The sequence below is a fragment of the Azospirillum sp. ST 5-10 genome (assembly GCF_051225715.1).
In the GTDB taxonomy this organism is placed as follows: Bacteria; Pseudomonadota; Alphaproteobacteria; order Azospirillales; family Azospirillaceae; genus Azospirillum.
Genome location: NZ_JBPJSP010000013.1, coordinates 75,579 through 96,210, shown reverse-complemented (window position 1 = coordinate 96,210; position 20,632 = coordinate 75,579). Strand labels below are relative to the sequence as shown.

Annotated in this window: 20 protein-coding genes; 17 read left to right on the top strand and 3 right to left on the bottom strand. The window is 70.9% G+C overall.

The genetic code is table 11. From position 1 onward, the window contains the following. Positions 1-3: 3 nt before the first annotated feature. The 3 genes from ACSBPG_RS16230 to ACSBPG_RS16220 are packed head-to-tail and all read right to left on the bottom strand — an operon-like array spanning position 4 to position 2,524. Entirely contained in the window at positions 4-591 is a 588-nt protein-coding gene (locus ACSBPG_RS16230) for a chemotaxis protein CheW (RefSeq protein ID WP_435538228.1), read from the bottom strand. Beyond that, positions 588-2,036: a CheR family methyltransferase gene (locus ACSBPG_RS16225; RefSeq protein WP_435538227.1), complete on the bottom strand. Its 1,449-nt coding sequence runs from the start codon at positions 2,034-2,036 to the stop codon at positions 588-590. Before ACSBPG_RS16225 ends, ACSBPG_RS16230 begins: the two co-directional genes overlap by 4 nt. Further along, positions 2,033-2,524, bottom strand: a complete 492-nt coding sequence (locus tag ACSBPG_RS16220) for a chemotaxis protein CheW (protein WP_435538226.1) — start codon at positions 2,522-2,524, stop codon at positions 2,033-2,035. Before ACSBPG_RS16220 ends, ACSBPG_RS16225 begins: the two co-directional genes overlap by 4 nt. Positions 2,525-2,960: 436 nt before the next feature. On the opposite strand from ACSBPG_RS16220, the gene ACSBPG_RS16215 reads away from it, so the two are divergent. The 17 genes from ACSBPG_RS16215 (at position 2,961) to ACSBPG_RS16135 (ending at position 20,442) form a co-directional block, all read left to right on the top strand. Next, on the top strand, positions 2,961-4,316 hold the full coding sequence (locus ACSBPG_RS16215) for a hypothetical protein (protein WP_435538225.1): 1,356 nt from the start codon (positions 2,961-2,963) through the stop codon (positions 4,314-4,316). 270 nt (positions 4,317-4,586) lie between these two features. Further along, positions 4,587-5,486: a nitrogenase iron protein gene (gene nifH / locus ACSBPG_RS16210; protein WP_435538224.1), complete on the top strand. Its 900-nt coding sequence runs from the start codon at positions 4,587-4,589 to the stop codon at positions 5,484-5,486. 141 nt (positions 5,487-5,627) lie between these two features. Then, entirely contained in the window at positions 5,628-7,067 is a 1,440-nt protein-coding gene (gene nifD / locus ACSBPG_RS16205) for a nitrogenase molybdenum-iron protein alpha chain (RefSeq protein ID WP_435538223.1), read from the top strand. A 30-nt stretch (positions 7,068-7,097) separates the two neighbouring features. After that, entirely contained in the window at positions 7,098-8,660 is a 1,563-nt protein-coding gene (nifK, locus tag ACSBPG_RS16200) for a nitrogenase molybdenum-iron protein subunit beta (protein WP_435538222.1), read from the top strand. A 118-nt stretch (positions 8,661-8,778) separates the two neighbouring features. Continuing rightward, positions 8,779-9,570, top strand: a complete 792-nt coding sequence (locus ACSBPG_RS16195; RefSeq protein WP_435538221.1) for a Fic family protein — start codon at positions 8,779-8,781, stop codon at positions 9,568-9,570. 32 nt (positions 9,571-9,602) lie between these two features. Further along, positions 9,603-10,145: an MOSC domain-containing protein gene (locus tag ACSBPG_RS16190; RefSeq protein WP_435538220.1), complete on the top strand. Its 543-nt coding sequence runs from the start codon at positions 9,603-9,605 to the stop codon at positions 10,143-10,145. 78 nt (positions 10,146-10,223) lie between these two features. Further along, complete coding sequence (locus tag ACSBPG_RS16185; protein ID WP_435538219.1) at positions 10,224-10,808, top strand: DapH/DapD/GlmU-related protein; 585 nt, start codon at positions 10,224-10,226, stop codon at positions 10,806-10,808. Positions 10,809-10,923: 115 nt separating this feature from the next. Continuing rightward, a complete protein-coding gene (locus tag ACSBPG_RS16180) occupies positions 10,924-11,757 on the top strand; it encodes an AraC family transcriptional regulator (RefSeq protein ID WP_435538218.1) in 834 nt (277 codons plus the stop codon). A 212-nt stretch (positions 11,758-11,969) separates the two neighbouring features. Continuing rightward, on the top strand, positions 11,970-12,521 hold the full coding sequence (locus ACSBPG_RS16175; RefSeq protein ID WP_435538217.1) for a carbonic anhydrase: 552 nt from the start codon (positions 11,970-11,972) through the stop codon (positions 12,519-12,521). Between the two features lie 224 nt (positions 12,522-12,745). Next, on the top strand, positions 12,746-14,119 hold the full coding sequence (gene nifE / locus ACSBPG_RS16170) for a nitrogenase iron-molybdenum cofactor biosynthesis protein NifE (RefSeq protein ID WP_435538216.1): 1,374 nt from the start codon (positions 12,746-12,748) through the stop codon (positions 14,117-14,119). A 10-nt stretch (positions 14,120-14,129) separates the two neighbouring features. Continuing rightward, the gene (gene nifN, locus ACSBPG_RS16165; protein ID WP_435538215.1) at positions 14,130-15,512 is read left to right on the top strand and encodes a nitrogenase iron-molybdenum cofactor biosynthesis protein NifN; all 1,383 of its coding nucleotides are present in this window, start codon (positions 14,130-14,132) and stop codon (positions 15,510-15,512) included. Beyond that, positions 15,497-15,994: a nitrogen fixation protein NifX gene (gene nifX / locus ACSBPG_RS16160; protein ID WP_435538214.1), complete on the top strand. Its 498-nt coding sequence runs from the start codon at positions 15,497-15,499 to the stop codon at positions 15,992-15,994. The genes nifN and nifX overlap by 16 nt, the downstream gene beginning before the upstream one ends. Positions 15,995-16,000: 6 nt before the next feature. After that, entirely contained in the window at positions 16,001-16,456 is a 456-nt protein-coding gene (locus ACSBPG_RS16155) for a NifX-associated nitrogen fixation protein (protein ID WP_435538213.1), read from the top strand. A gap of 48 nt (positions 16,457-16,504) precedes the next feature. Further along, on the top strand, positions 16,505-16,699 hold the full coding sequence (locus ACSBPG_RS16150) for a CCE_0567 family metalloprotein (RefSeq protein ID WP_435538212.1): 195 nt from the start codon (positions 16,505-16,507) through the stop codon (positions 16,697-16,699). A gap of 79 nt (positions 16,700-16,778) precedes the next feature. Further along, positions 16,779-17,072 carry a ferredoxin III, nif-specific gene (gene fdxB / locus ACSBPG_RS16145; RefSeq protein ID WP_435538283.1) on the top strand — a complete coding sequence of 98 codons (294 nt, stop codon included), beginning with the start codon at positions 16,779-16,781 and terminating at the stop codon, positions 17,070-17,072. Positions 17,073-17,617: 545 nt separating this feature from the next. Next, a complete protein-coding gene (locus ACSBPG_RS16140; RefSeq protein ID WP_435538211.1) occupies positions 17,618-19,576 on the top strand; it encodes a response regulator in 1,959 nt (652 codons plus the stop codon). 5 nt (positions 19,577-19,581) lie between these two features. Further along, complete coding sequence (locus ACSBPG_RS16135; RefSeq protein ID WP_435538210.1) at positions 19,582-20,442, top strand: AraC family transcriptional regulator; 861 nt, start codon at positions 19,582-19,584, stop codon at positions 20,440-20,442. The last annotated feature ends 190 nt before the right edge of the window (positions 20,443-20,632 follow it).

Below are 20,632 nucleotides of genomic sequence, written 5' to 3'. Positions count from 1 at the left end.
TTCTCAGTCCCCGTCCAATTCCTTCACGATGGCCTCGGCGTCGAGCAGGGGCAGGCCGTCCTCCCCCAGCGCCTTGACGAACGACAGGACGACCCCCAGCGGCGGCCGCAGCGCCCCTTCCGGCCGCTCCTCGACGGTCTCGACGGCGCGCAGGCGCAGCGCCACCGGAACCTTGCGGTGGCCGCGCAGCAGCACCGCGTAGCCGCCGGGCGCGCCGTCCAGCCCGGGCGGCGCGCCGCACAGACGGTCGACGTCGAACAGGCGCAGCACCCGTCCGCCGACCGCAATGAGGCCCAGAAGGTGCGGTTCCGCGGCCGGCACCGGCGTCCACCGCGACACCGGCTGGACGCGGGCGACGTGCCGGACGTCCAAGGCGTAGCGCCCACCGGCGCCGCGCGCCAGCAGCAACCGCACGGTTCCGCCCGCCCCCGCCGTCTCGTCGGGGGGACGGGCCAGTTCGGCGGTGCGGCGCTCCAGCAGGTCCTCCGTCCACCGGCCGCGACCGGCGACGGCGTCGTGGAAGGCGGCGCGGTTGCGCGCCAGGCGGCGGCGCAGGGCGTCCCAGTCGATGCGTTCGGCGCCGCCGCTCATGCCCTGGTCCTCCGCCCGGCGCCGCCGCCGGCGCCGCGGCCGGGCAGCCACAGGTCGATCATCGCCGCCAGCTCGCGCACGCTGAGGCCGCGGCCGTAGGCGACGGGCTCGTCCGGGTCGTGGCCGACCAGCGTCAGGCGGGCGTTGCGGAAGTGGCGGCGCGCCGGCTCCATCTGGCCGCGCCGCCAATGGACGAGCGCCAGATGATAATGCGCCAGCGCCAGCTCCTGGTCGAGATAGAGGGCGCGGCGGAACGCCGCCACCGGGTCGCCGACGCCGAGGTGCTCCTCGATCAGGCCGCGGTAGTAGTGGGCGGCCGCCTGGGTCGGCCGGGCGTCGACCAGCGCCTCGCAGGCGTCGAGCGCCGCCGTCCAGTCGCCGCGGTCGGCCAGGTCCACCAGATCGTCCAGCGTCGGCACCGCATCCCCCGGCGGCGGCGGCGCCGGCTCCGGACCGACGTCCGGCGGCGGGACCGTTTCGCGCGGCGGCTCCAGCGGGGCCCGCGGCGGGTCGGGCTGGAGCGACCCGGGTTCCCGCCGCGCCGCCACGGGCGGCGGCGGCGGCGCCGCGATCGCCACCGGCAGCGGCTTGCGGTAGAGGGTGGCGCCGGGCACCGGCACCGTGGTGAAGGGGGACGCCAGTTCCAGGCCCGCCTCGGCATGGCCGACGAACAGCCAGCCGCCGTCGGCCAGGACGTCGTGCAGGCCGCGCACGAGCCGCATGCGCGTCGGCTCGTCGAAGTAGATCATGACGTTGCGGCACAGCACGATGTCGAACGCGGCGAGCCCGTCGGCCCAGGACGGCAGCGCTCCGGTGCTGAGATTGAAGTAGCCGAAGCGCGTCCACTCGCGGAACGGCCGGTTCAAGGCCCAGGTCCCCGCCGCGGTCGCTTCGAAACAGGCGCTGCGGATCTCCGGTGCCAGCCCGCGCAGGGCCCAGTCGCTGTAGACCGCGTCCTGGGCCTGGCGCAGGAAGTGACGGTTGATGTCGGTGCCGACGATGGTGACCTGCCAGCCCTCGAGATCCTTCGCGAAATGGCGCTTCAAGAGGATCTCCACGGAATAGGGCTCGGCCCCCGTGGAACAGCCGGCGCTCCAGATCCGCAAGGTCCGCGTCCCGGCGTTGCGGCGCAGGCACTCCGGCACGGCCACCGCACGCAACGCCTCGAACTGCTCGAGGTAGCGGAAGAAGAAGGTCTCGCCGACGGTGATCTCGTTGACCAGCGCCTGGAACTCGCCACCCGCCGCCGGCGCCTCCTCCAGCACCGCGGCGTAGCGGCCGGCGTCGGCGAGGTCGAGCGCCTCCACCCGGCGCCGCACCCGTTCCGCCAGCGCCGAATCCTTGTCGAGGTAGTAGGCGAGCCCGGTGCGGTCGATCACCAGGGCCTTGATCCGCGGAAACGCCGGATGCTGCATCACGGCGGCGGTGGTCACGCCGCGGCTCATGGCGCGACGCCTTGCCAGGCCGCCAGCCGCTCCTCGGCGATGGCGCGCAGGTCGCGCAGACGGGCCTCCTCGGCGGCGCTCAGCAGCTCGTCCGGGGCGAGCAGGTGCACCGCCTCGCCCCGCCGCACCCAGGTGGCGCGCACACAGCGGTTGAAGCTGGCCGAGGCGTCCACCGGCACGAGCCCGCCCTGCGGCACCGTCACCACCTCCACCACCCGGTCGACCATCAGCGCCAGCGCGCCGTCAGGGCGGTCGAGCAGCAGCAGGGGCGTGTAGAGGCCGGGTTCGCGCCGCTCCAGCCCGAACAGCACGTCGAGGCGCAGGACGGGCACCGCCGCGCCGGCGAGCACCATCACGCCGGCCAGGACCGGCGGCATCGCCGGCAGCGTCTCCAGCCGGGGCATCGGCAGGACGCGGCGCACCGCGTCGCCGGGCAGGGCCAGGCTGCGGTCCGCCACGCTGAACACCACGCATCGCGGCGCGGACACCGCCTCTCCTACCGTCATCACGCCTTCGAACAGCCATGGGACAACCACCCCGGCGCGCCGGGGCCGCCGAGAACACTCACGGGGGCGATCCTAATCGCAACCGGCGGCGGCGCCCTATAACGCTTCCGGCCGGGTTTCGCCATCCCGCACAAGGCTTTCGGCATAAGGCCGCGGGCCACGGGAATCCCGGCGCCCGCCGTGCCCGGCGACGCCCCCGGAAGAAAACGGAACGAAATCGCCGAAAATGCAATCGACGAAAGAGGCTTCTCTTAAGGATTTATTCACCCACTTGTATGGTTCGCGTGCACCACGCATAATAGCCGTTCGAACAGATCACCATGGGCGAAGAAACACCCAGAGAATCTGGGGGTGTTCGGCAGAACGGCGGCCATCGAGGACTCCGGCCGGGAGTCGGCAACGGGACGGGAGCGAGGCGATGTGGGGCTTGCGCCGCCGGAGCGCACCGCACAAGAGCGAACTGGCGACGTCGCCGGCGATCGGCTGGCCGACCGACCGCCCGCCCGCCGCCGAGCGGCGGCGCAGCGAGCCGCCTCCCGCCCGGCTGCCGCCGCGGCGGCTGCGCCACGCCCACGAAGCCCACGACGCCGTCCGCGCCGCCGACCTGCTGCGGCGGCCGATGACGCTGGCCGCCGCCGAGGAGCTGCTGGCGCTCCTGGAGCCCTACCGCCGCCGCGTCCGGCTGCCCAGCGCCGGCAATCCATTCTACGGATTGGCCGGCCAGCCGCAGGCACGGCTCCAGGAAACGGCGATGCGCCACGCCTCGCCGGTGCTGATCGACGTGCTGCTGCCGGCCTGCCGCGAGCACCTGCACGACCGCCTGTTCGGTCCGCTCGCCGCCGCCCAGGGCGTGCCGGAACCGGCCGAGATCGAGGGGCTGCCGAGCGCGGTCGACATCGCCGGGGCGATGCGCACCCTGCTGATCGCCCTGCGCGGTGCGGGACGCCATCACCTGCAGGCGGTGTTGGCGAGCCTCGAAGGGCAATGCCGCTCCCAGGTCGAGGCCATCGTCCGCGCCGACCGGTCGGTCGGCCGCCCCGGCGGCGTGGCGGAGCTGTCGCACGCCCTGCTGCGCCTGGAGGGGCAGCGGCTGGTCATGGAGGCGCTGGGGGCCGGCCAGGGCCCGCTCGCCGAGACCGCCTTCGAGTCCCGCCGGGTGGCGCGGCTGGCGCTGCGCCACTGTGCGGCGACCTTGAACGGCTTCGTCGAGAACCGCTCCCTGGTGACGCTGCACGGCAGCCTGGCGGTGATCGCCGCCGTCGACAGCCTGATCGTGCTCGCCATGCGCATGCTCGATTCCCTCCAGGACCGCGAGGAAAGGCCCAGCCCCTTCGTCAAGCCGGCCGACGCCCAGGCGCTGGAGGACTATGTCGACGCCGCCAACCGGCTGGGGCGCGCGGTGTTCGACCTGCTGCACACGGTGCTGCCCGAGCCCGGCTTCGACAACCTGCTGTTCGTCGCCCTGGTGCGCAAGGCGAAGTGGCTGCACCGCTTCGCCTCGCGCCTCGGCGTCGGCCACGCCGAGCGGCCGCCGGCCCTCGACACGCTGTGCGGCTTCCTGCTGGCCCAGGGCGAGGCGCTGGCCCGCCGCACCGCGGCGCTGCTGGCGACCGCGGCGGAACACCGCCCGGCCAGCCGGGCCGCCGCCGACGACCTGCTGCAGCGCGCCCACGAGGTCGCCCGGCTGATGCGCGCCATGGAGCGGTCCGCCGCCGCCAACATCCTCGACGGCCGCGCCGCCACGGTGCGCGCCGCCCTGGAGCCGACGGCGTAGAGTCGCCCGGCGGCGGGCTCCGGCCGCTGTGTTAGACCGGACAAAAATTGTGGTCATTGTCGGGTTCATCACAGCCGGCGTTCGCCCGGCCGGCCCCGTCGCAATCTCTACAATCACGGAATTCACTATACGATCCAGCGGCTTAACTTGGCAGATGCGACTTGGCACGCCTTGTGCAGAACCGGGGACGGGACGCGGCGAGCGACCGCGCCGCAGGGGCCACGGGGCCCGGACACCGATCCACTGGGACACACCACAGGAGCGAGCACCATGAGCACTCCCGGTCTTCGCCAGATCGCCTTCTACGGCAAGGGCGGCATCGGCAAGTCGACGACGTCGCAGAACACGCTGGCGGCGCTGGTCGAGATGGATCAGAAGATCCTCATCGTCGGCTGCGACCCCAAGGCCGACTCCACCCGTCTGATCCTCCACGCCAAGGCCCAGGACACCGTGCTGCACCTGGCCGCCGAGGCCGGCTCGGTCGAGGACCTGGAGCTCGAGGACGTCGTCAAGATCGGCTACAAGAACATCAAGTGCGTCGAGTCCGGCGGGCCCGAGCCGGGTGTGGGCTGCGCCGGCCGCGGCGTCATCACCGCCATCAACTTCCTCGAGGAGAACGGCGCCTACGACGACGTCGACTACGTCTCCTACGACGTGCTGGGCGACGTGGTGTGCGGCGGCTTCGCCATGCCGATCCGCGAGAACAAGGCGCAGGAGATCTACATCGTCATGTCCGGCGAGATGATGGCGCTCTACGCCGCCAACAACATCTCCAAGGGCATCCTCAAGTACGCCAACTCCGGCGGCGTGCGCCTCGGCGGCCTGATCTGCAACGAGCGGCAGACCGACAAGGAGATCGACCTCGCCGACGCGCTGGCCAAGCGGCTGGGCACCCAGCTCATCCACTTCGTGCCGCGCGACAACATCGTCCAGCACGCCGAGTTGCGCCGCATGACGGTGATCGAGTACGCGCCGGACAGCAAGCAGGCCGACGAGTACCGCCAGCTCGCCAGCAAGATCCATCACAACAAGGGCAAGGGCGTCATCCCCACGCCGATCAGCATGGAAGAGCTGGAAGAGATGCTGATGGACTTCGGCATCATGAAGACCGAGGAGCAGCAGCTCGCCGAGCTGGCGGCCAAGGAAGCGGCCAAGGCCGCCAGCGCCTGACGCCCGGTCCCCCGGCGATCCAACTGGCCCCGTCCCCAGCCCATCCCCGCATCGACCTCGGCGGGGATGGGAGGGAGGGGCCCGGTCCCGCGCCGTGACGAGACGGCGCGAACGGAGAGTTCTTTCCAGGAGTCCGGCACCATGAGCCTGTCCGTGAACCAGGGCGTCGACGTGAAGGGTCTGGTCGACAAGGTCCTCGAAGCCTATCCCGAGAAGTCGCGCAAGCGGCGTGCCAAGCACCTCAACGTCCTCGAGGCGGAAGCCAAGGACTGCGGCGTCAAGTCCAACATCAAGTCCATCCCCGGCGTCATGACCATCCGCGGCTGCGCCTACGCCGGCTCGAAGGGCGTGGTCTGGGGGCCGATCAAGGACATGATCCACATCAGCCACGGCCCGGTGGGCTGCGGCTACTACTCGTGGTCGGGGCGGCGCAACTACTACATCGGCGACACCGGTGTCGACAGCTTCGGCACGATGCACTTCACCTCCGACTTCCAGGAGAAGGACATCGTCTTCGGCGGCGACAAGAAGCTCGCCAAGGTCATCGACGAGATCAACGACCTGTTCCCGCTGGCCAAGGGCCTGTCGATCCAGTCGGAGTGTCCGATCGGCCTGATCGGCGACGACATCGAGGCGGTCGCCCGCACCAAGTCGGCCGAGATCGGCAAGCCGATCGTCCCGGTGCGCTGCGAAGGCTTCCGCGGCGTGTCGCAGTCGCTCGGCCACCACATCGCCAACGACACCATCCGCGACTGGATCTTCGAGAAGACCGAGCCGGTGCCGGGCTTCCAGTCGACCCCCTACGACGTCACCATCATCGGCGACTACAACATCGGCGGCGACGCCTGGTCCTCCCGCATCCTGCTCGAGGAGATCGGCCTGCGCGTGATCGCCCAGTGGTCGGGCGACGGCACGCTGGCCGAGCTGGAGAACACGCCGAAGGCCAAGGTCAACCTCATCCACTGCTACCGCTCGATGAACTACATCGCGCGGCACATGGAGGAGAAGTTCGGCATTCCGTGGATGGAGTACAACTTCTTCGGCCCGTCGCAGATCGCCGAGTCCCTGCGCAAGATCGCCGCGCTGTTCGACGACACGATCAAGGAGAACGCCGAGCGTGTCATCGCCAAGTACCAGCCGGTGGTCGACGCCGTCATCGCCAAGTACCGTCCCCGCCTGGCGGGCAAGAAGGTGATGATCTACGTCGGCGGCCTGCGGCCGCGCCACGTCGCCGACGCCTATCACGACCTCGGCATGGAGATCATCGGCACGGGCTACGAGTTCGCCCACAACGACGACTACCAGCGCACCACCCACTACATGAAGGAAGGCACGCTGATCTACGACGACGTGACCGGCTTCGAGCTGGAGGAGTTCGTCAAGGGCCTGCGCCCCGACCTCGTCGCCTCGGGCATCAAGGAAAAGTACGTCTTCCAGAAGATGGGCCTGCCGTTCCGGCAGATGCACTCGTGGGACTATTCCGGTCCCTACCACGGCTACGACGGCTTCGCCATCTTCGCCCGCGACATGGACATGGCCATCAACAACCCCGTCTGGGGCATGACCAAGGCCCCCTTCTGACCGCGCCTCGGGAATAGGAGCACGCAAGACATGTCGGATTTCCCCGTTTCCCAGAGCGCCGAGAAGGTCCTCGACCACTTCACGCTCTTCCGCCAGCCCGAGTACAAGGACCTCTTCGAGCGCAAGAAGCAGGAGTTCGAGTTCGGCCATTCCGACGAGAAGGTCGCCGAGGTCTCGGAATGGACCAAGTCCACGGAGTACCGTGAGAAGAACTTCGCCCGCGAGGCGGTGACCATCAACCCGACCAAGGCCTGCCAGCCGATCGGGGCGATGTTCGCGGCCCAGGGTTTCGAGGGCACCCTGCCCTTCGTGCACGGCTCCCAGGGCTGCGTCGCCTACTACCGCACCCACCTCACCCGCCACTTCAAGGAGCCCAACAGCGCGGTTTCCTCGTCGATGACCGAGGACGCGGCGGTGTTCGGCGGCCTCAACAACATGATCGACGGCCTGGCCAACGCCTATTCGCTGTACAAGCCGAAGATGATCGCCGTGCTGACCACCTGCATGGCCGAAGTCATCGGCGACGACCTCGGCGGCTTCATCGTCAACGCCAAGAACAAGGAGAGCGTGCCGCAGGACTTCCCGGTCCCGTACGCCCACACCCCGGCGTTCGTCGGCAGCCACATCACCGGCTACGACAACATGATGAAGGGCATCCTCTCCCACTTCTGGAACAAGGAGGAGGAGTTCGACGTCGCCAAGACCGGGACGATCAACGTCGTCCCCGGCTTCGACGGCTACGCCGTCGGCAACAACCGCGAGCTGAAGCGGATCGCCGCGGCGTTCGGCATCGACGTCACCATCCTGTCGGACGTGTCGGACACCTTCGACACCCCGGGCGACGGCGAGTACCGCATGTACGCCGGCGGCACGCCGCTGGAGGCGACCGCCGCCGCCAAGCACGCCAAGGCGACGATCTCCATGATGGAGTACTGCACGACCCAGACCCTGCAGTTCTGCAAGGAGAAGGGCCAGGAGGTCGCCAAGCTCAACTACCCCATGGGCGTGGCGGCCACCGACGAGCTGCTGATGAAGCTGGCCGAGCTGACGGGCAAGCCGGTGCCGGACGCGTTGCGCCTGGAGCGCGGCCGCCTGGTCGACGCCATGGCCGACAGCCACGCCTACTTCCACGGCAAGCGCTTCGCCGTCTACGGCGACCCCGACTTCTGCCTGGGCATGACCCGCTTCCTGCTGGAGCTGGGGGCGGAGCCGGTGCACGTGCTCTCCACCTCCGGCTCCAAGAAGTGGGAGAAGCAGGTGAAGAAGCTGCTCGACGGCTCGCCCTTCGGCAAGAACGGCGAGGCCTACGGCGGCAAGGACCTGTGGCACATGCGCTCGCTGCTGTTCACCGATCCGGTCGACTACATCATCGGCAACAGCTACGGCAAGTACCTGGAGCGTGACACGAAGATCCCACTGATCCGCCTGAACTACCCGATCTTCGACCGCCACCACCACCACCGCTACCCGACCTGGGGCTACCAGGGCGCGCTGAACGTGATGGTCCGCATCCTCGACCGCATCTTCGAGGACCTCGACCAGCAGACCAGCGTGGTCGGCGTGACCGACATCTCCTTCGACCTCATCCGCTGATCCCGGGCCGCCCCCTCCTCCACCTTCCGGGAGGGGGCGCACCCCGCGAGCGGCGGCCGAAGCCGGCGCCCGTCCCTGCGGACGGGCGCCGGTTGCTTTTCGTCGAGGCCTGCGGCTTATGTGGATCGCAGACCATCTCACCGCGGGCGGCGGATCGGCGATGACGGACCTTGAAACCTTGCGCGACCGCTGGCACGGCCTCCGGGCCCGTTTCGCCGACAGCGCGCGCGCGTTCGACGCCTGGTTCGACGTCGAACTGACCTACACGTCCAACGCCATCGAAGGCGGTACGTTGACCCGGCGCGAAACGGCGCTGGTCATCGAGAAGGAGATCACCGTCGGCGGCAAGCCCCTGCGCGACCACCTCGAAGCGGTCGACCACCACCACGCCGTCGGCTACATCCGGGCTCTGGCCGCGCGTGGAGAGGCGGTCCGGGAAGCCGACGTGCGGGAGATCCACCGGCTCCTGTTCACCCGCAGCCTTCCCGACGAGGCGGGACGCTACAGTGCACGTCAGCGATTCATCGCCGGCTCCACCGTCCGTTTTCCGACACCGGCGGAGATCCCGCCGTTGATGGGCGACTTCGGTCGTTGGCTGCAGACGGCTCCGCCGACGCCGGACGCGGCGTTCGAGGCGCATTTCCGTCTGGTCGCCATCCACCCCTTCTCGGACGGCAACGGGCGCACGGCGCGCCTGCTGATGAACCTGATCCTGCTGAAGGCCGGCTACCCGCCGGTGGCGATCGGTCCGGACGTCCGCCAAGCCTATCTGGAGGCCATCGAAGACCGACAGTCCGGCACCGATGGCACGCGCTACGCGGCCTTCCTGCATCACCAGCTCCGCTCCAGCCTCGAGCGGCACGTGACGGAGCTGGAGCGGGAAGCCGAATCCCCCGGGCCCGCCTCCTGACCCTTTCCGCCCGCCATCGCAAGGCCACTCGAATGACCGCAACGGTGATCGCCGTCGCCGCCGGCCCGACGCACAGCTTCAGCAAGCCGGTGCGCGACCGCATCGTCCTGATCGCCGGCCTCGGCGTCGAGGGCGACGCCCATCTGGGCGAGACCGTCCGCCACCGCCACCAGCGGGCGCAGGACCCCGCACGTCCCAACCTGCGGCAGGTCCACCTCCTTGAGGGCGAGCTGTTCGACGACCTGCGCGGGCGCGGCTTCACGGTGCGGCCGGGTGAGATGGGGGAGAACGTCACCACCCGCGGCATCGACCTGCTGGGCCTGCCGGCCGGCACCCGGCTGCGGCTCGGCGGCGAGGCGGTGGTCGAGATCACCGGACTGCGCAGCCCCTGCCGGCAGATCGACCGCTTCCAGCCGGGACTCATGGCCGCCGTGCTCGACCGCGACGCCGCCGGCCGGGTGGTCCGCAAGGCCGGCGTCATGGCCGTCGTCGTGGCCGGCGGCGCCGTGCGGCCGGGCGATGCGATCGGCGTCGTCCCGCCGCCGGAGCCGCACCGGCCGCTGCGGCCGGTGTGACGCCCGGCGCCGGCGCGCCGTTGGGTCCGCGACCGACCGGGCGCCTTCCCGTTTCCACCTTCGCAAGGACGCCGACGAATGGCGCATGAGGATGGCACCAAGACGATTCGCAGCGGAACGCCGGAATCCGCGGCGATGCTGGCCAACGTCAGACGCGCGATGGCCCTCACCGCCACCCTCAACCGGTTGACGTTCGACGACGCGGACGAAGTTCGGGCCTTGTTCAGCCAACTCATCGGCAGAAAGGTCGACGAGAGCTTCCGGCTGATCCCCCCGTTCTACACGGCGGGAGGGGACGAGATCCGGGTCGGGCGGAACGTCTTCATAAATCAGAACTGCACGTTCTACGATCTCGGCGGCCTCCACATCGCCGACGACGTGATGATCGGGCCGAACGTCAGCATCATCACGACGGGCCACCCCCTTGAACCGTCGCGCCGCCGCGCCGCCACGATCGGCAAGCGCATCGTGATCGGCAGGAACGTCTGGATCGCAGCCGGCGCAACGATCGTCGGCGGGGTGACGGTGGGCGAAAACGCGGTCGTGGCCGCGGCTTCGGTCGTCACCAAGGATGTTCCCCCGAACACCCTCGTCGGCGGCAATCCGGCGCGGGTCATCCGTCCGATCGGCGACGACGGCGGGACCATCCGCCCAAGGCCGTGAGCGGACCTTCGGGCGGAGACCCACCCGGTGGTCCTGCCGGTGGCCCTGCCGGTGGCGATGGCGGGGCGGCGCGTGTAGGGTGGCCACCGCGACGCCACCTCGCAGGGGGAGCAGCATGACGCACGGCCGCCGGCCCGCTCTCGAACGATCGTGCGACTGGGTGCGCCCGGCCCCGTCGCGCCCCGGGATGGAGCGCATCGAGGCCCGCTTCGCCGGCCGCGCCTTCGCGCCCCACCGCCACGACACCTACGCCATCGGCATCACGCTCGGCGGCGTCCAGACCTTCGACTACCGCGGCGCCCGCTGCGACAGCCCCGCCGGGCACGCCGTCGTGCTCCATCCCGACGAGGTGCACGACGGCCGGGCCGGCAGCGAGGCCGGCTTCCGCTACCGCATCCTCTATCTGGAACCGCGCCTGGTCCAGGAGGCGCTCGGCCACCGCACGCCCCTGCCCTTCGTGCGGCCGGCCGTCTCGGCCGACCCGCGCCTGCTGCGGGCCCTGCACGCGGCCCTGGACGATCTCGACCGCATGCCGGAGGAGCTGGAAGGCGACGGCGCCGTGCTCGCCGTCGCCGAGGCGCTGGCGGCGCTCGATCCCACCGTCGCCCGGCGGCCGCTGGGCGCCGCCGCGGCGGGCGCGGTGGCGCGGGCGCGGGCGTTCCTCGACGAGCCGCCGGACCGGACCGTCACCTCGGCCGACCTGGAGGCGGTGTCCGGGCTGGGCCGCTTCGCCCTGGCCCGCCATTTCCGCGCGGTCCTCGGCACCAGCCCCTACCGCTATCTCACCCTGCGCCGCCTCGACCGGGCGCGGGCGCTGATCGGCGGCGGCGTCCCCCTGGCGGAGGCCGCCGCCGACGCCGGGTTCGCCGACCAGAGCCACATGACGCGCCTGTTCACGCGCACCTACGGCGTGCCGCCCGGTCGCTGGCGCGCGCTGCTGACGCGATGATCCGCCGATGACGGCGGCGTGTCCTCGGCCGCGGCGACGGCCCGCGACGCCCGGCGCCGGCCAGTGCCGATACAGAGCTTTAAACACAAATGAAGTAAAAGCCTTGCCGCGACGCCTGTGACCTTTACCACGGTACGAAAAACAGACTCGTCTTTTTCCGATTGCGTGTCATACCGTCGGGTACGCCGACTGATTGCGCGGAGGAGAATCATATGCACGCCCACGCCGACGACTGCACCTGTCAAGCCACCACCTCGCCGGGAAGCCGCCGGCGCTTTCTCAAGATCGCCGCTCTGGGCGGCGGCGCCATGCTGCTGGGGCTGCCGGCCGCCCGCGACGCCAAGGCCGCCGGCAGCGTCGAGGCGCTGCTGCTGAGCTGCATGGACTACCGGCTGGTCGACGACACCACCCGCTACATGGACGGCCGCGGCCTGACCAACAACTACGACCACGTCATCCTCGCCGGCGCCAGCCTGGGCGCCCTGACCGACCAGAAGGTCGCCTGGAACGAGACCTTCTGGAACCACGTCGACGTGGCCAAGCAGCTCCATCACATCAAGAAGGTGATGGTGATGGACCACCGCGACTGCGGCGCCTACAAGGTGTTCCTCGGCGCCGATTTCTCCACCGACCGCGCCAAGGAGACGGAGGTCCACACCGCCACCCTCAGCAAGCTCGGCGGCATGATCAAGGAAAAGCATCCCGACCTGGAGGTCGAGCTGCTGCTCATGTCCCTCGACGGCACGGTGGAGAAGGTCGCCTGACCTCCTTGCGGCGGGGCCCGGCGCGCCCGCGCCGGGCCCCGCCCGTCGCACCGCCCCGTTGTCGGACACCCGACAGCCGACGCCGACAATCGACCGCGCCGTGTCGGGTTCCGCACAGATCGGCACCGACCGGCAACCCTGGAAGAACAAGGACTTAGGCGCCTCCCTCGACTGGCATGCGGCATGCATAAGCTCCCGTCACACGAGCCGCGGGAGATGCACCGATGCTTCAGGAAAAGATCCAGGAGGCGTTCAACGAGCCGGGCTGCGCGGTCAACCAGGCCAAGTCCGACAAGGAGCGCAAGAAGGGCTGCACCAAGGCGCTGAAGCCGGGAGCCGCGGCCGGCGGCTGCGCCTACGACGGGGCGATGATCGCGCTGCAGCCGATCGCCGACGTGGCGCATCTCGTGCACGGCCCCATCGCCTGCCTGGGCAACTCCTGGGACAACCGCGGCACCCGCTCGTCGGGCCCGCAGCTCTACCGCACCGGCTTCACCACCGACCTGTCCGAGCTCGACGTCGTCCACGGCGGCGAGAAGAAGCTGTTCAAGGCGATCAAGGAGATCGTCCAGCAGTACGATCCGCCGGCCGTCTTCGTCTACCAGACCTGCGTCCCGGCGATGATCGGCGACGACGTCGAGGCGGTGTGCAAGCACGCCTCGGCCAAGTTCGGCAAGCCGGTCATCCCGGTGGTGTCGCCCGGCTTCGTCGGCTCCAAGAACCTCGGCAACAAGCTGGCCGGCAAGGCGCTGCTCGATCACGTCATCGGCACCGTCGAGCCGGAGCGCAGCACGCCCACCGACGTCTGCATCGTCGGCGAGTACAACCTCGCCGGCGAGATGTGGCAGGTGACGCCGCTGCTCGACGAGATCGGCATCCGCGTCCTGTCGTCGATCTCCGGCGACGGCCGCTACCGGGACGTCGCCAGCGCCCATCGCGCCCGCGTCACCATGGTGGTGTGCTCGCAAGCGCTCGTGAACATCGGCCGCACCCTGCAGGAGCGCTGGGGCATCCCCTACTTCGAGGGCTCCTTCTACGGCGTCAGCGACACCTCCGACACCCTGCGCACCATGGCCCGCATGCTGGTGGAGCGCGGCGCCCCCGTCGACCTCGTCGACCGCGCCGAGGGCGTCATCGCCCGCGAGGAGGCCCGCGTGCGGCGCCGCCTGGAGGTCTACCGGCCGCGCTTCCGGGGCCGGCGGGTGCTGCTGTTCACCGGCGGCGTCAAGAGCTGGTCGATGGTGACCGCCCTGGAGGAGGCCGGGCTGACCATCGTCGGCACCTCCACCAAGAAGTCGACCAAGGAGGACAAGGAGCGCATCCGCCAGATGAAGGGTGCCGAGTTCCACACCTGGGACGACCTGAAGCCGCGCGAGATGTACCGCATGCTGCGGGACTCCGAGGCCGACATCATGCTGTCGGGCGGGCGCTCGCAGTTCATCGCGCTCAAGGCCAAGGTGCCCTGGCTCGACGTCAACCAGGAACGCCACCATCCCTTCGCCGGGTACGAGGGCATCGTCAACCTGTGCGAGGAGATCGACAAGACGCTGTCCAACCCGATCTGGCGGCAGGTCCGCCAGCCCGCCCCCTGGCAGTGAGGGCCCGGCGATGACCCACCTCCACCGCGTCCCCACCGCCGCCAAGGCGGCGGCCACCAACCCCCTGAAGATGAGCCAGCCGCTGGGCGCGGCGCTCGCCTTCCTCGGCATGGACCGCTGCCTGCCGCTGTTCCACGGCTCCCAGGGCTGCACCGCCTTCGGCCTGGTGCTGCTGGTCCGCCACTTCCGCGAGGCGATCCCGCTGCAGACCACGGCGATGGACCAGGTCTCCACCATCCTCGGCGGCTACGAGAACCTGGAGGCGGCGATCCGCAACATCCACGAGCGGATGGCGCCGGCGCTGATCGGCGTGTGCACCACCGGCGTCACCGAGACCAAGGGCGAGGATCTCGCCGGCCATTACGCGACGTTCCGCCAGCGCAACCCCGCTCTCGACGACCTCGGCCTGGTGTTCGTCAACACCCCCGACTTCGCCGGCGGCTTCGAGGACGGCTTCGCCGCGGCGGTCGCCGGCATCGTCGAGCGCTTCGTCCAGCCGGCCGCCACCCGGGTGCGGCGCCAGGTCAACGTGCTGGCCGGCAGCCACCTGTCGCCCGGCGACGTCGAGGAACTGCGCGACGTCATCGAACAGTTCGGGATGAAGCCGATCATCCTGCCCGACCTCGCCCTGTCCCTGTGCGGCCGCCAGCCGGCCGACTTCACCGCCTATTCCCTCGGCGGCACGACGTTGGAGCAGGTGCGCCTGATGGGCACGTCGGAGGCGACCCTGGTGATCGGCGAGCACATGCGCATGCCGGCCGCCGCCCTGGAGCTGAAGACCGACGTGCCCACCGTCTTCTTCGACCGGCTGACCGGCCTGGAGGCGTCGGACCGCTTCATCAGGACGCTGGCGGACATCTCCGGACGCCCGGCGCCGGCGCGCCTGCGCCGCCAGCGGGAGAGCTTGGTCGACGCCATGCTCGACGGGCATTTCTTCTTCTCGCGCAAGCGCATCGCCGTGGCGCTGGAACCCGACCTGCTGTTCGCCGTCACCAGCTTCCTCGCCGACATGGGCGCCAGCGTCGTCGCCGCGGTGTCGCCGACCCAGGCGCCGGTGCTGGAGAAGCTGCGCGCCACCGCCGTCATGGTCGGCGACCACTCCGACCTGGAGGCGGTCGCCCGCGGCGCCGACCTGCTCGTTTCCAACGCCCATGGGCGCATGGGATCGGCGCGGCTGGGCACGCCGCTGCACCGCATGGGGCTGCCGGTGTTCGACCGCCTGGGCGCCGGCCTGAAGGTGAGCGTCGGCTACCGCGGCACGCGGGACCTGCTCTTCGAGATCGGCAACCTGTTCCTCGCCCGGGAGCTGGAGCATGGCGATCACGGGCACGGGCACGAGGGGGGCCACGGGTGCGGACATGGGGGCGGTCAATGCGGATGCAGCGGCGGCTGAAGCTGATCGAAGGCGGTGGCGACGGCGGTGGCGACGGCGGTGACGACGGCGGGGCCGCGCGCCCCCGAGGAGGAGCGATGAAGGTGGCGTTCTGCACCCAGGACATGCAGCACGTGGACGCCCATTTCGGCTGGGCCAAGAACATCGCGGTCTACGAGGTGGACCGCCAGGGCTACCGCTTCCTGGAGACGTGCCAGTTCGGCGGTTCCATGTTCGAGGACGGCAACGAGGACAAGCTGGTGCCGAAGCTGGAGGCGATCGGCGACTGCGCCATCGTCTACCTCTCGGCGATCGGCGCCTCGGCGGCGGCGCGCGTCGTCGCCAAGAAGATCCATCCCGTGAAGGTCGAGGCGACGGACCAGATCACCGTCCTGCTCGACCGCCTGCTCGCCACCATCAACGGCAACCCGCCGCCCTGGCTGCGCAAGGCGCTGACCCGCGGCGAGCCGCGGACCATCGATTTCGACGACGAAGAGGATTGAGCGGCCATGTCCGACACCGTGACCACCGACGTGGAAGAGCTGTTCCACAAGATGCTCGTCATGCTGTTCCGCGCCGAGGACAGCTACGGCGCCTGGGAGAGCAAGAGCGACGAGGTGATCCTCGCCCCCTTCGTGCTGGACAAGGAGGCGCGCGCCGCCATCCCGCTGATCGGCGACCCCGATCCCGACACGCTGTGGCGGCTGGAGCTCTTCTACAAGGCCGTCGGCATCTGCATCGAGAAGCTGACCGGCGTCATGGCGACGCCGATGCTGAAGATGAGCCACGAGGGCTTCGGCCGGGTCGTGCTGATCGCCGGCCGCCTCGTGGTGGTGTCCAAGCACCTGCGCGACGTCCACCGCTTCGGCTTCCCCAGCGGCGACAAGCTGAAGGCCGACGGCGCCAAGCTGGTGCGCGAGGCCGTGGCGCTGGTGGAGAAGCACCCCGAGGTCGCCCGCATCTGACGCCGGCGCACCCCCCGCCCCCGAAGAGACCCGCAGGAGGCCCGACCCGTGTCCGATCCCGCCGCCCTCAAGGACGAGATCAAGAAGCTCAACGCCCGCGCCACCCAGAAGAAGATGGACCTGCACGACCTGTCGGAGGAGCTGCCGCAGAACTGGGAGCGCATCCTCGAGGTGGCCGCCGAGACCTACGACGCCTTCAAGGTGCTCAGCGAGAAGCGCGCCGCGCTGAAGGCCCTGGAGTGACGCCGCCTCTCCCGCCCCGGGAACGGGGCGGAAACCGACCGTCCCCACCGAACCGGAGCGACCTCTCATGACCGCCCCCATGACTGCTTTCGTCACCGGCCAGACCCGCGGCGGCGCCGCGTGGACCCCGAAGTTCGTCGACCGCATCGACCAGGGGCAATGCATCGGCTGCGGCCGCTGCTTCAAGGTCTGCGGACGCGGCGTCCTCGAGCTGATCGGCATCACCGAGGACGGCGACATCGTCGACGCCTTCGACGACGAGGCCGAGAAGAAGGTCATGAGCATCAAGGAAGCGGCCAACTGCATCGGCTGCGAGAGCTGCGCCAAGGTCTGCTCGAAGAGCTGTATCCGCCACGAGGCGCTGGCCGCCTGACCGCCGGCGGCGTCACTCTCCTTCGGCCGGACAGGACGGCCGTGACGCGCGGCGCCGCCACGGGGCGCGGCGCGCGTCCACGCACCACCGGGGCGTCGGTCCACACCGGCGCCCCTGCGCGCCGATAGGCGCGACAACCCAGCTTGCCGGTAGGCGCGATGATCCTGCGCGCCGGTAGGCGCGATGACCTTGCGCGCCGGTAGGCGCGATGACCTTGCGCGCCGGTAGGCGCGATGATCCTGCGCGCCGGTAGGCGCGATGACCTTGCGCGCCGGTAGGCGCGACGATGGCCGAAACGCCACAGCGCCGGTGCGCGAAGCACCGCGTCGCCCCCTTCCCCGATCGGGCCGCGCCAACACCCCGGCCCCTCCCCGCCGCGCGACCCCAGGAACCGCCACCGTCCGCCGACGAACGAATTCCAACCAGCGGTGGAAAGCGGGCGCCGGACCGGTATACAAGAGTCGGTGCAGGAAAGCCGCCGGCACGCGACGGCGCCCCGCCTCCGGGGCGGGACATCGAACCGGAAGCGGACGGGTAGCCACGCCATGACGCCACGCGACACCGCATTCGCGACGCCGGTGCGGGACGCCGACGAGTCCGGCCCCGACCGACCGCCGGCGCGGCCGCGCCGGCGCTGGCCGATGACGGTCGCCGGCGCCGCGGCGCTGGCCGCCCTGGCGTCGGGCGGGACGGCCTGGCTGGTCGCCGTTCCCCTGGCCCGCCAGTCGGGCGACCGTGCCGGCGCCGCGATGGCCACCGCCCTCGACGTCCTGCGCCTCGCCGAGGCGACGGACCGTTTCGCCATCGGCACACCCTATCTGGAGGGCGCAGCCGACGGCCTGCGCCGGCAGAACGTCTACGCCGGCCTGCGCCAGCACACGCAACGGGTGAGCGGCCTGCTGGGCGGCCTGACCGGCACCGGGGGCGGCGCGGCACGGCTCGACCCCGCTGCGGGGGAGGCGTTGCGGCGTCTGCTGGTCGGTCTGGAAATCCATCTCGACGACCTCAACCACATGGTCGAACGGCGCATCGGCCTGGAGGAGGACCTGCGCACCGCGGTGGAGCGGGTCCCGGAACGCCACGCCGCCTTCCGCGGCGCGCTGTCGACGGTCCGCGAGGACGCCCTGCAGGCGCTGCGCGCCACCGCGCCCGGTGAGGCGCCGGAGGCCACGGCCGAGCGGCTGCGCCTCCGCGACACCCTGGAGGACCTCGGCCGGTCGCTCGCCGACCAGCTCTTCGCCGCCGGCACCGAGGGCCGGGCGGCCCGGCTGGCCGCGACCCAGGAGACCTTCCGCGACACCGCCGGCCGGCTCGAGGCGCTGCTCGACCGGCTGCCCATCGGCCTCGCCAGCGCCCGCCGCGCCGATGCCGCGCGCCAGCTCATGGCCCTGGGAATCGACACCGGCAACGTCTTCGACCTGCGCCAGGACCTGCTGCGCACGACCGACGCCATCGCCGACCTCACCCGCCACGGCCACGACCGCGCGGCCGAGGTCGCCCAGCTCGCCCGGCGCCTGGCGCTGACCCTGCAGGACGAAGCGGACGCGGCGCGCCGGCGGGCTGCCGTCGCCCTCGACCTGGTGGCCCCGGCGGCGGCCCTGGCGGCGGCGTTGACGGCCCTCGCCGCGGCGCTGCTCGGCCGCCGGTCGGCCGGGCCGGCCACGGCGGCGCAGGACCGGCCGCTTCCGGCACCGCTCCCCCCGCCGGCCGGCGCCGTCCCGCCGCTCGCCATCCTCATGGCCGAGGACGAACGCATCAACCAGATGGTCGGGGCCGCCCTGTTGCGCCGCGCCGGACACACGGTCACCGTCGTCGCCGACGGCCGGCAGGCGCTGGAGGCCGTCCGCGGGGCGACCTTCGACCTCGTGCTGATGGACCTGCGGATGCCGGTGATGGACGGGCTGGAGACGGTCGGACGCGTCCGCGCGCTCGCCGACCCGGTGCGCGCCCGGGTGCCCATCGTCATGCTCACCGCCAGCATCGTGCCGGAAGACGCCGAGCGCTGCCGCGCCGCCGGAGCCGACGCCGTCCTGCCCAAGCCGCTGCAGAACGAGACGTTGCAGCCGCTGCTGCTGCGCCTGTTCGCCGAACGGGCCGCCACGGCCGGACCGGCGACCGCGCCCGCCGCCGCGGCAACGGCGGCCGACGGGCCCGTCCTGGACGAGGAGACCCTGCGGCAGATGGCCGAGGCGCTGCCGGCGGAGCGCGTCGCCGGGCTGATCGACGGCACCGTCGACACCCTGCACACCTACCATGCCGCGCTGACCGCGGCGGCGCGGGCGGGCGACCGCCGGACGGTATCGGCCATGGCCCACAAGATGGCCGGCGTCGCCGGCGTCTACGGCTGCACGCGCCTGAGGCACGCCGCCCAGGCGCTGGAGCTGGCGCTCGAACGCGGCGACGCCGATCCGGCGCCGCTGGTCGCGGCCGTCGCCGGCACCGTCGGCCCCGCCGTCACGGCGCTGCGCGGCCACCGCGACGCCCTGTGCGGCACGGCCGGGTGACGGCGATGACCGGCAGCGACACGGCGCCGACGCAGATCCTGAAGTCCTATTATGCCGGCCTCGACAGCTGGGCCGGCCTGTTCAACTACCGCGTGCTGCGGGCCGGCCACATCCGCACCGGCCCCGGCTACCGCATCGCCCGCGACAACGTTCCCGGCCACGAGTTCCTGTTCTGCGTCGGCGGCGCCGGCTACGTGAAGGTGGACAACAGGAGCCACCGGGTGCTGCCGGGGGAACTGGCGTGGCTGCCGGTGCAGTGGCCGCACGCCCACGCCCCCGACCGCGACGATCCCTGGGAGCTCCTGTGGCTGCGCGTCGACGGCCCCAAGCTCGACACCCTGATGGCGGTGCTGGCGGTGCGCGCCGAGCCGGTCTTCCGGTTCGCCAGGCCGGCGGAGGTGCGCGGCCTGTTCGACGCGGTGCTGTCCCACGTCAGCCCGTCGTCGCTCCTCGCCAACGCCTCGTGCGACACGCTGGTCGCGTCGCTCATCGAACGGCTGCTGGAAAGCCGCAGCAACCGGGTGCTGGAGCCCCAGGTCACCGCCCACCAGGGGCTCGCCCGCCTGATGGCCGAGATCCACATCCACTACAACGACGCCTGGGACATCGACAAGTTCGCCGGCTATTGCCGGGTCAGCAAGTCCCACCTCTTCCGCCTGTTCAAGGCCGCCTTCGGGCAGACGCCGCTGCACTGGCTGCGCGACTTCCGCATCGCCCAGGCCAAGCGCCTGCTGCTGGAGACCGACGCCCCGGTCGCCACCGTGTCGCGGCGGGTCGGCTACGACGACCCGCTCCATTTCTCGCGCGACTTCAAGAAGCACGTCGGCGTCTCGCCCAGCCAGTTCCGCGATCAGGAGAAGTGGTAGGCGGCCCGCACCTCCCACCTTGACATCGTTCCAAAGAAAACGGCGAATTCATGCTGCGTTGCAGCAAATACTTGTGCGTCGCACACAGGGCCCCGCCTGCGGCCGCCACTTGAGACTTTCATCCATGTCTTTGAGAGCGCCCGCCATGGTCTCGCTTCGGCCGCTCTGGCAGACTCCCCCCGCAGTCGAC

Coding starts and splice junctions, on each gene's coding strand:
- ACSBPG_RS16230 (WP_435538228.1), bottom strand. CDS start 591: ATGAGCGGCGGCGCCGAACGCATCGACTGGGACGCCCTGCGCCGCCGC.
- ACSBPG_RS16225 (WP_435538227.1), bottom strand. CDS start 2,036: ATGAGCCGCGGCGTGACCACCGCCGCCGTGATGCAGCATCCGGCGTTT.
- ACSBPG_RS16215 (WP_435538225.1), top strand. CDS start 2,961: ATGTGGGGCTTGCGCCGCCGGAGCGCACCGCACAAGAGCGAACTGGCG.
- nifH (WP_435538224.1), top strand. CDS start 4,587: ATGAGCACTCCCGGTCTTCGCCAGATCGCCTTCTACGGCAAGGGCGGC.
- nifD (WP_435538223.1), top strand. CDS start 5,628: ATGAGCCTGTCCGTGAACCAGGGCGTCGACGTGAAGGGTCTGGTCGAC.
- nifK (WP_435538222.1), top strand. CDS start 7,098: ATGTCGGATTTCCCCGTTTCCCAGAGCGCCGAGAAGGTCCTCGACCAC.
- ACSBPG_RS16195 (WP_435538221.1), top strand. CDS start 8,779: ATGTGGATCGCAGACCATCTCACCGCGGGCGGCGGATCGGCGATGACG.
- ACSBPG_RS16190 (WP_435538220.1), top strand. CDS start 9,603: ATGACCGCAACGGTGATCGCCGTCGCCGCCGGCCCGACGCACAGCTTC.
- ACSBPG_RS16185 (WP_435538219.1), top strand. CDS start 10,224: ATGGCGCATGAGGATGGCACCAAGACGATTCGCAGCGGAACGCCGGAA.
- ACSBPG_RS16180 (WP_435538218.1), top strand. CDS start 10,924: ATGACGCACGGCCGCCGGCCCGCTCTCGAACGATCGTGCGACTGGGTG.
- ACSBPG_RS16175 (WP_435538217.1), top strand. CDS start 11,970: ATGCACGCCCACGCCGACGACTGCACCTGTCAAGCCACCACCTCGCCG.
- nifE (WP_435538216.1), top strand. CDS start 12,746: ATGCTTCAGGAAAAGATCCAGGAGGCGTTCAACGAGCCGGGCTGCGCG.
- nifN (WP_435538215.1), top strand. CDS start 14,130: ATGACCCACCTCCACCGCGTCCCCACCGCCGCCAAGGCGGCGGCCACC.
- nifX (WP_435538214.1), top strand. CDS start 15,497: ATGCAGCGGCGGCTGAAGCTGATCGAAGGCGGTGGCGACGGCGGTGGC.
- ACSBPG_RS16155 (WP_435538213.1), top strand. CDS start 16,001: ATGTCCGACACCGTGACCACCGACGTGGAAGAGCTGTTCCACAAGATG.
- fdxB (WP_435538283.1), top strand. CDS start 16,779: ATGACTGCTTTCGTCACCGGCCAGACCCGCGGCGGCGCCGCGTGGACC.
- ACSBPG_RS16140 (WP_435538211.1), top strand. CDS start 17,618: ATGACGCCACGCGACACCGCATTCGCGACGCCGGTGCGGGACGCCGAC.
- ACSBPG_RS16135 (WP_435538210.1), top strand. CDS start 19,582: ATGACCGGCAGCGACACGGCGCCGACGCAGATCCTGAAGTCCTATTAT.